Origin of the sequence: Bacillus sp. JJ1503, assembly GCF_036965125.1 — a bacterium.
Classification (GTDB): domain Bacteria; phylum Bacillota; class Bacilli; order Bacillales; family Cytobacillaceae; genus Cytobacillus.
Window position 1 is genome coordinate 1 of the sequence record NZ_JBALOZ010000247.1, and the last position, 9493, is coordinate 9493.

Annotated in this window: 13 protein-coding genes; all 13 read right to left on the bottom strand. The window is 38.7% G+C overall.

Annotated features, from left to right (window positions below; translation table 11 throughout):
• Positions 1–494, bottom strand: a 494-nt coding sequence (locus tag V7149_RS18370; RefSeq protein WP_335347046.1) for a glycosyltransferase family 2 protein, incomplete at its 3' end; no start/stop codon positions are given.
• Between the two features lie 137 nt (positions 495–631).
• Complete coding sequence (locus V7149_RS18375; protein WP_335347047.1) at positions 632–1480, bottom strand: flagellin; 849 nt, start codon at positions 1478–1480, stop codon at positions 632–634.
• A 127-nt stretch (positions 1481–1607) separates the two neighbouring features.
• Positions 1608–1832, bottom strand: a complete 225-nt coding sequence (csrA, locus tag V7149_RS18380; RefSeq protein ID WP_335347048.1) for a carbon storage regulator CsrA — start codon at positions 1830–1832, stop codon at positions 1608–1610.
• A 2-nt stretch (positions 1833–1834) separates the two neighbouring features.
• Positions 1835–2218, bottom strand: a complete 384-nt coding sequence (gene fliW, locus V7149_RS18385) for a flagellar assembly protein FliW (RefSeq protein ID WP_335347049.1) — start codon at positions 2216–2218, stop codon at positions 1835–1837.
• 86 nt (positions 2219–2304) lie between these two features.
• Positions 2305–2856 carry a DUF6470 family protein gene (locus V7149_RS18390; protein WP_335347050.1) on the bottom strand — a complete coding sequence of 184 codons (552 nt, stop codon included), beginning with the start codon at positions 2854–2856 and terminating at the stop codon, positions 2305–2307.
• 48 nt (positions 2857–2904) lie between these two features.
• Positions 2905–3795, bottom strand: a complete 891-nt coding sequence (flgL, locus tag V7149_RS18395; protein ID WP_335347051.1) for a flagellar hook-associated protein FlgL — start codon at positions 3793–3795, stop codon at positions 2905–2907.
• Positions 3796–3804: 9 nt separating this feature from the next.
• On the bottom strand, positions 3805–5373 hold the full coding sequence (gene flgK, locus V7149_RS18400; RefSeq protein ID WP_335347052.1) for a flagellar hook-associated protein FlgK: 1569 nt from the start codon (positions 5371–5373) through the stop codon (positions 3805–3807).
• Positions 5374–5393: 20 nt separating this feature from the next.
• The gene (locus V7149_RS18405; protein WP_335347053.1) at positions 5394–5879 is read right to left on the bottom strand and encodes a flagellar protein FlgN; all 486 of its coding nucleotides are present in this window, start codon (positions 5877–5879) and stop codon (positions 5394–5396) included.
• A gap of 17 nt (positions 5880–5896) precedes the next feature.
• Positions 5897–6160: a flagellar biosynthesis anti-sigma factor FlgM gene (gene flgM / locus V7149_RS18410; RefSeq protein WP_335347054.1), complete on the bottom strand. Its 264-nt coding sequence runs from the start codon at positions 6158–6160 to the stop codon at positions 5897–5899.
• Positions 6161–6276: 116 nt separating this feature from the next.
• Positions 6277–6705, bottom strand: coding sequence for a TIGR03826 family flagellar region protein (locus V7149_RS18415; protein ID WP_335347055.1), 429 nt, complete (start codon positions 6703–6705; stop codon positions 6277–6279).
• Between the two features lie 91 nt (positions 6706–6796).
• Positions 6797–7417 carry a ComF family protein gene (locus tag V7149_RS18420; protein WP_335347056.1) on the bottom strand — a complete coding sequence of 207 codons (621 nt, stop codon included), beginning with the start codon at positions 7415–7417 and terminating at the stop codon, positions 6797–6799.
• A gap of 73 nt (positions 7418–7490) precedes the next feature.
• Positions 7491–8987: a DEAD/DEAH box helicase gene (locus V7149_RS18425; RefSeq protein ID WP_335347057.1), complete on the bottom strand. Its 1497-nt coding sequence runs from the start codon at positions 8985–8987 to the stop codon at positions 7491–7493.
• Positions 8988–9313: 326 nt separating this feature from the next.
• A partial coding sequence (locus tag V7149_RS18430) for a DegV family protein (RefSeq protein ID WP_335347058.1) occupies positions 9314–9493 on the bottom strand: 180 nt, incomplete at its 5' end.

Sequence of the window (9493 nt, forward strand, 5' to 3'; positions counted from 1 at the left end):
CCATCGTGATGAATAACAAAACCAGCAAAATCATTAGTCAAATTATTAAAATCATGAATATTCAAATGCTCATGAATTTTACCATAGTATTTAAGGTTCATCTTATTTTTAAACAGCCTTATAGCTTGGTGTATTGTTATGTAACCGCCATCCATATAATTCTTTAAATTAATAATATAGAAATCTTTCTTCTCATTGATTACCATTTGAAGATTAGTATCTTCATCTAAATATTCATCTGCATCTAGGACTAAAATATAATCAGATTTTGCCTTCTCTAAAGAAAAGTTTCTTGCAGCGGCAAAATCTTTATCCCATTCATAAGTAAAAATACTGGTCTCAAATTCTTCTGCAATGCCTATAGTTGAATCCGTTGAGCCAGTATCAACAATTATGATCTCATCCACTTGATTTTTAACACTTTCAAGACATCTTCTAAGGTACGTTTCCTCGTTTTTTACAATCATGCAAAGTGATATAGTGTTTTTACCCATGTTAGCCACCCTTTTGTTTCTAATGCTTCATTTCTAATATCGACTTTTCCATAATAATATTAAGCACTCAATAATTTTCAATATAAACAAAAAAGAGACCCTAGAAAAAGTCTAAGATCTCTTTAAATAATTAATTATTAACGAAGAAGTTGTAGAACTCCTTGTGGCTGTTGGTTAGCTTGTGCAAGCATAGCCTGAGCAGCTTGAGTAAGAATGTTGTTCTTAGTCATAGCCATCATTTCTTTCGCCATGTCTACGTCACGGATACGAGACTCAGCAGCTTGAAGGTTTTCAGAAGTTGTTCCAAGGTTGTTAATAGTGTGCTCTAAGCGGTTTTGAACAGCACCAAGGTTAGAACGGTTTTGAGAAATAGTGTTAATAGCTGTTTGAATTTTATCTAAGTTTCCTTTTGCAGCAGTATTAAGCGTACCGTCAGTTGTACTTGTTACACCTGAATTTAAATTAGTTAATTGAGTTGTAGAAACTCCAATTGTACTTGAAGTAGCATCTACTAATTTTAACGAAATTGTCTCACCACTATTTGCACCAACTTGGAATGTTAAAGAAGATGATGAATTTAAGATGCTCTTAGTATTAAACTTCGTTTGATTAGCAATACTATCAATTTGCTGTGTTAGTTGAGTAACCTCTTCTTGAATTTTATCAGTATCTGAAGTTGTTAATGTTTCGTTCGCTGCTTTTGTAGTTAACTCAGCCATACGTTGAAGCATTGCATGTGTTTCGTTTAATGCACCTTCAGCAGTTTGGATTAAAGAGATTGCATCTTGAGAGTTAGCAGATGCTTGGTCTAACCCACGGATTTGGTTACGCATTTTTTCAGAGATTGCAAGACCTGCTGCATCGTCAGCTGCACGGTTGATTCGGTATCCTGAAGATAATTTTTCCATAGATTTAGCTGAAGCATTGTTGTTGTAAGTTAATTGACGATGAGTGTTCATCGCTGAGATATTGTGGTTAATTCTCATTTTAATTTTCCTCCTTGAGTTTGAAAGTTCCCACATCCATGTGGTTAGTTTGACATAGTAATTGTCGGCCGACTAAATTCCTATGTGACTATCTATTATATCGACACAATTCTCGTAAGTTTTACATTTATTTAGTATTTTCTTCTAATATTTTTTTTAGGTCGAAATTTCCTTTTAATGCATTGATATTTTCTAGTTCGGTTTTGACGATTATTTCTTTGCGAAGGATTTCAACATCCTTTGGTGCTTTAATACCGAGCTTTATCTGCTCTCCATCTATTTCTAAAATGGTAATTTCGATATTTTCATTCAGGATAACACTTTCGTTCTTTTTCCTTGTGAGAACTAACATGATTATCCCTCCTGACCCTTTTGTTTGTTGTTATTTACTAATAGATGCTTTGTATGATAAGTTTCGGTATTTAGTATGGCTTGTTTCGCTTTTTTTATTTTTCTGTTAATAATGACTGGAGCTTGTAGATTGATCGTAGAGGTTGAAAGGGATTCTCCTAATGTAATAATTGAATAGACTTGGATATCTTTCTCGTCCTGAATATTTAGTTGATTTTCAACTGATTTTTCAAGAACAAATTCATATTCTTTATAGAAAGAAAAAGGTTCAGCAACAACAAATCCTAGTTCCTCATTGTTTACGGATTGAAGGATGCTCAATGGCGAGTCAGATCCAAGCGGAAGGATCACAAATTCCTTTTCATTTGGAAAAACAAGGAATTCCACTACTAAAAAAAATCTTTTCCTCTTCGTTCACTTCGATTTCTTCGTGGTATCTTGTATTAATTTTCATTTTTATCACCACACAGCCTTTATAATTTAAAATCTATTTTCAAGGAAGGAGTTTGTTCCATATAAATATCGACACGACCCGGAATGTACTCATGAATTGGACGATTAATTTGCACTTGAATATTTGGTTTATTTCGCTTCCATTCTATATCTACTTTTGAAGGTGTATATTCTACTTTAACACTGTTTTGTGAAGGAGTATTCCCGGTATTAAATACAATATCATGATCCAACGCACGATTTGCATGATTCACAATTGGATTTCCTCCATTTTCAATCATCATTAGCTCAGCTCCTTCTTGAACTGTTTTGCTAACATAATTCATAAAAGCCTGATAACCTAGCTGAGCATTTTCATCTCCTCTTTTAAAAACAGACTTTAAATCCAGGTTTTCTCGTGCTAGTGTTTGATCAATCGTTAATCTACTGGGCTGGCGATTGATTATCATTTCGGCTGGAGGCTGTTCAATGCTTAAATCAGCTTGTGGCTGCTCAATATTTTGATTGGGTTTAGTGATATCTAACCCAATTTTTCCGACTTGTGATTCAATGCGAATTTGTGGAATTTGCATAATATTATCTCCTATAAAGAAAAGCTATCTAAACAGATAGCTTTATTCTTACCTTAAAAAGTCAACTAATGTTGGCTGGATGATTCTAGAACCGACACTTAGTGCCATTCTATGAATACTTTCCTGTGTTTGTAAGTCTAATATGACTTTTTCTACATCGATGTCTTCATTTTCCGACATTGTTTTAGTAGCAATAATTTCTTGAGAATCTAAGCGATCTTGAATCATCTCTACACGATTCATGGAAGCACCAATACTAGATCTTGCTGAAGTAACCGTATTTAAATGATTTTGAAAGTTTTCAATAAAATTGCTTAAATCTGGGTCATTTCCGTTTTTCATTGCATCTTGCAGATCTTCCAGATCCTTTAGCATCCCGCTTGTTTCTGTACCAAATACATTCGCTCCTAAATAATTGACTTGAAGCTTGATTCCTCCAGAAACTTCAATATTAATGGCATCTGTATTGTAATTGGTTTGTATTTTATTTGCTGCATCAAATGATACTGGTGCATTATAAATATCCGAACCATTAAAAATATACTTACCAGACAACTTTGTATTCGCTATTGAAACAAGTTGCTTTTTAATTTCTTCAATTTCATTTTCTATTTTTTTTCGATCTGAATCCGTTACGGTACCTGTATTTGCTTGATTTACTAATTCACTAATTCGGTGGATAGATGACCCAGCCTTATCAAGTGCATCTTCAGTATTTTCCAGCCATACATTCACTTCAGACATATTTCTTTTATATTGTGAAACATCATTAACACTTGTCCTGTAAGAAATCCCTTTAAAAACAACAACCGGATCATCGGATGGTCTAGAAATTTTCTTTTGTGAACTAAGCTGTTCCTGATATTTGCCCAATTTTTGGTAGCTACCACTTAAATTACGTAACATATTATTGGTAAGCATCGATTGTGTTACACGCATTTTGTTCCCCTACCTTCCGACTACGCCCATGCCATTAATAATTTTATCAAGCATTTCATCGATTACTGTAATATTTCTTGCTGAGGCATTATAGGCATGCTGAAATTTAATTAAATTTGACATTTCTTCATCCAGCGACACCCCTGATACTGATTGCCGTTGATAATCAACAGTATCCAATAATACTAATGTATTTTTTGATAATACGTTCGCCTCTCTCGTCTCAACACCAAGTGAAGAAATTAGCCCGCCGTAGAAGGATTTAATATTTCCGCTCATCTTTAAATTAACTTGTGTATAATCCTTTAGGTCAATTGGGTTTCCTGTAGAGGGATCAAATACCTGTGCTTCAAATGCAGAAAGATCCTTTCTTAAGACATCTGCTAGCTTATATCCATTATCTCCATTTCCTTTGCCGTTCACTGAAGCAGCAATTTCATTCGGATTGTTAATTGCCACTGAAATTTTACTTGCTGCACCCTTATAATCAGTGACATCATTAAAAAAGTCTTTGCCGTTATTGCCGTCTAAATCAATTCCGTTTTTATGGATATGATTAAATTCTTTCAATAATGTAAAAGCCAATTTATCAAGCTGGTCTATCATATCAGGATACCGTCCAACCTGGTTTCCTGTTTGATTTACATATCCGAATGCCTCGATATCGGCTTTAAGAGAGCCTTTTGCAAAATTTTCTACTTCAATTGGTGAACCAGAACCAATCGATAAAGATTCGATGTAACCGTCATTATCAGCTTTGTAAGATAATTTGTTTGGATCACCGTTTATTGTATTTTTATCTACAAGTGTTCCTAAGCTCTTCCCTATAGGATTTAAAATTTCTATTTTGTAAGTTCCCTCTGCAATAGGTGATGGCAATCCTCCGCTAGGCTGAGTTGTCACCTTAATATCTACTAATTGTGAAAGTTCATCAACAAGACGATCTCTTTCATCGTACAGATCATTCGGCAGATCCCCGTGAGGCTCTACCTGATTAATTTGTTTATTGATATTATTAATCTGAGAAGCTAGTGTATTTATTTTTTCAACGTTTACTTTAATACTCTGCTTCAAATCCTCGCGAATGGAATTTAGAGAGGCAGACAGATAATTAAAGGTGTCAGCAAGTGCATGCCCTTGTGCTAATACACTTTCTCTAGCTCCGCTCTCATTAGGATTTGTACCTAATGTTTGCAATGAATTCCAAAAATTATCCATTGCCGCTGATAGCCCCTCGGAAGTAGGCTCGTTCATTACATTTTCCATCCTAGTCAACGCATCAGACTTTGATCCGTAATAACCTAATTTATTGTTCTCACTTCTAAATCTAGCATCAATAAAGCTATCCCGGATTCTCTGAATGCTTCCTGCCTCTACACCTGTCCCCATTTGACCAGGTAGATAGGGGCGGTTAAGACCATTAGCAGGATAAGGAGAAGTTTGCTGAAAATTAACCCGTTGCCGCGAATACCCCGGCGTATTTGCATTTGAAATATTATGACCCGTGGTATATAAAGCACTTTGTTGGGTAAACATACCGCGGCGAGCAGTTTCTAGGCCCATAAAGGTTGGACGCATATTCTTGTTCCTCCGTTCTATTAAGCTTCCGAGTTAAACACACTTGAGGATTGATGTTCAGAAGGCTTTTGATTTTTCGAGGGCGGCCCATAGTTTATATTTGTTGGCTGAGGTCGAAGCAAGCCCATCGAAAAATGAACAAATTGAAGTGATTGATGGATAAGCTGCTGATTTAAATAATTTTTCTCCTTTAAGCTATGTACTATTAAAGAAAGCTCATTTACCATCTTTGAAAGCCTGTCTTGTTCTACAGCTTCAAAGCTCTCAAGACAATCTGAAACTGTCGGCTGTTCAACATGAGGAACCATTGCCCTAGCTGCCTTTTGACGCTCTTTTTCCGTTTGCTCAATCGCCGCAATATGCGTTTGCTCATCCTTAAGCATAAGATCGAGGGCTTCCATGTCCCCGGTTTTAATGATGTCTGTTTTTTTGACTGCAAGCTCGTAAAGGCTTTTATGGAGCTTGAGCAATTTTTCTATAGATGCTGATAAGGCTTCGGCGGACATGAAAGGTTCCCTCCTACTTATTTCTTATAAAAATCGATAATGCTCTTCGCTACTTCTTTTGGGTTGACTCTATAAGTTCCGTTCTCTACTTGAATTTTCAATTCGTCCACCTTTGCTTGTCGTTCATTTGCAAAATGGGAGACTTGCTGCATTTCCTTTGCAGACGCTGAAATTTCAACTTTATCAGTAGCTTTATTCATGGACTTTGATGCCTGATCAAAATTACTCATTTGGCGTTTATATGGATTCACACCTGATGATCCAAAATTATTAATTTTCAATGTTTATCCCTCACTTTCGATCCGATACATTTACTTAATTTTATTATCGGTTAAAAGTGTCTATTTTTTAACATTATTTTTTAAAAGGCGATTTTCTGTCACTGCAGAACACTGACCTACCTCTTCCGAAACTTCTCATCCCCCGCAAAGTAAGTCGCATGCTTCTCTCTTCGTTCTATTTCCTTCCTGCGTTCTTCTTCTGATGTATGTACTTGCAAATCCTTCCTTAGCTCCTCTGTACACTTATCACAGATTTTCCCTGTTCGAATAATTGCTCCACATTTGTCACAAGGGTATCCTAGATTCGGAAACTGGGTCAGCTGAAGTCTACCGGCTTTGATAAATTTTAGAATCAATTCTTCCTCGACTCCTGTTGCCTCAACAACCTGATTCATCGTTGCGGCGCGGTTTTCGCGTTTGCGCATGAATTGGTAGACGGTTTCGTAGGCTTTTTCTTCTTCTTTCCAGCATTTATCGCAAACATCTCGGAATTTATTTTTCACAAAAATACTGTCGCAGTTCGGGCAATTCGTAAGCTCTGCCATTCTTTCTCCCCCTCATGTTAAACATGTCTCTTATTTCCTCCATTATAGCCAAAGTTCTAATTTTAAGAAATGACGGATTCGCGAATTTTCGTTAGCCGCGTGCAAAAGTAAGGGAGCCAACTGTAAGTGCACCCGCTTCCTTTAAGCATTTGGCTGCATGCCGAAGTGTGGAGCCTGTTGTATAAATATCATCGATTAACAGGATATTTTGATCGAAGATGGGCTCTTTTATTTGAAAGACTTGCTCTAGATGGATTCGTTCGGAGCGGGATTTCTTCGATTGTTTTTCGGTGTGGATTCTGGTAAAAAGATTGCTTGGCTCAAGGCCACAAGCCCGAATTAATGCCTCTGACTGGTTAAAGCCGCGTTCATAAAGGCGCTCGGCACTTAACGGAATCGGGACAATCTTGTCAAAGGGGATTGCAGTAAGCTTTTTTTTCATAAAGGAAGCAAAGACATGCGCGAGCACATAGTCACCCCGGTATTTATATTGGGCCATGACTTCTTTGGCAAAATCATTGTACATCACAATGGAGTAGTTTTTCTCCAACGTCCCTGCCCATTGCGGATCCTCCTCCCAGCGGACACAATCTAGACATTGGTCATGAAGCTTAAATTGTGATTCTATTTGCTCTAACGGACGATCACAGGTCCGGCATGTTTCGCCAACTATGATGGAAAACTTTTCGCGGCAAGACCAACACAGTGTCACCACTTCCTCTTTGGAAAATAATGCGGTCCAGCCTATTTGAGGGATTATTTCTGCAAAACAAACAAGACAATGCTTAATAATCGATCAATCCTTTCTTTTTTGCTTCTACATTCATATTTTGGATTTGTTTTTTCGCGCGGATCATTGCTTCGGTTTTTCCGTAATGAAAAAATACAATATCACCGCCGGGAGCAAGTGAGCTTCTTCCAACACGCCCAGCAATTTGTACTAGAGCGCTTTCGGTAAAAATCCGGTCTTCTGCACCCAAGACAGCGACATCAATATTAGGAAAGGTGACACCCCTTTCCAAAATAGTCGTTGTGAGCAACAATGGGATTTCCTTATTTCTCATCGCCTGGACCTTTTCTTTACGCTGTGGGTCCTCGGCATGGACTGCTTCAATTTTCGGATGGAATTTTCTTATGAGAGGAAGGATTTTTCCCATTTTATCGATCTTAGGGACAAATAAAAGACATTGCTTGTTGGAATCTAGCCGGTTTTTGATCCACTGGATTACGTTAGGCGGAAGGTGCTCTTTTTTGAGTCGCTTTTCCCAGTTGCCGCACCATTGAAAACGCGGTACCGGGAGAGGATGGCGGTGAAAACGTGCAGGAATGGTGACAAATTCTCTTTTTCCTTGGCGGCATTCTTTTTGCCATTTTTCATTCGGGGTGGCAGTTAGGTAGATCATCGAGGATGAAGATTTGCGTGATTGACGGACAGCATATTGGAGTGATTCTTCGACTGAATAGGGAAAGGCATCGACTTCATCAAGGATAACGGTATCGAAGGCATGGTAGAAACGAAAAAGCTGGTGGGTGGTGGCGATGGTGAGCGGCGCATTGAGATGGCGGTCCTCGCTGCCGCCGTAAATGGAGGCAACTGCGATACTAGGAAACACTTTTTTCAGACGCGGAGTGAGCTCGAGGACTACATCGGTTCGTGGGGTTGCGAGGCAAACTCTTTTTTCGGCTGTGAGTGCTGCGTTTATTCCCTCGAATAGCACCTCCGTTTTCCCCGCTCCGCATACGGCCCAAACGAGTAGCTCCTTATCGCCTTGCACTGCTTCCGCTACCCGTTTTGATGCAATTTGCTGTCCATCGGATAATGTACCATCCCAAGAAAGCGGCGGGTCTGTACATTTTAACGGAAACACTGGACCTGTCCAACTGATCAGGGGCGTACACGTGCTCACTCTTCCCATCATGATGCATTTTCGGCAATAGAGACATTCTTCCTCACATCTTGCACATGGAAACGAGGTGAAAAAATGCTTATCTTTGTTGCCGCAGCGCTTGCAGAAACTTTTGCGGCCTTCTGTAATAATTCCCTTTCGATAAATGAGATACCCATTTTCATAGTGTTCCTGGATTTTTTGTATCGGATCGGTTAAATCGTCCAGTAATAGCTGCTTTCCGGATAATTGCTGCTGGAGTTCTTGTGAGAAGGGGTAGGCTGGATTTAAATCTTGATGAGGAATGCTTTCAATGGAGGAGATTTGATGAGTTTTTTCTGGGGACATAAGGATTTTGTCTGGGGTTATTTTGTCATAAGTAAGTGCGAATCGCATGTGCAACACCTCTTTTTTTTAATATTGTTTTGGAAAAGTTTTGTCCGAGTAAGGGCAAGTTCATTTAGCCTCTGCCTCAGGTGAGGGTTTGATGACCATTTACACCATTTTTCCGACTGGACGGGAACCAGATGCGGTGTCTGATGACCGTGATTCGCTTTCTTTACTGATCACGGGCATCAAAGTCCGGGTCTGTTGACCGTTTACTGTAAATATTCGCCGGAACGGGAACCTTATGCAGTGAATGGTTACGAAGAATACTTTTTTCCCATCCAGAAAGTCAAAAAGCTAACTCTCTGGACAGTCTCACCATAAACATAACCCTATTATTTCTTCACCCACCCAAGCCCCATCGACCCTTCGCCGAGATGAGTGCCAATGACTGGGCCGAAGTAGCTGACCATAAATTCTACATTCGGGAATTGGCCTTCTAGCTCAGTCTTCCATTCCACAGCCTCTTCTTCCCGATTGGCATGAATAATAACGGCGCGGTAGGGCTCACCGGA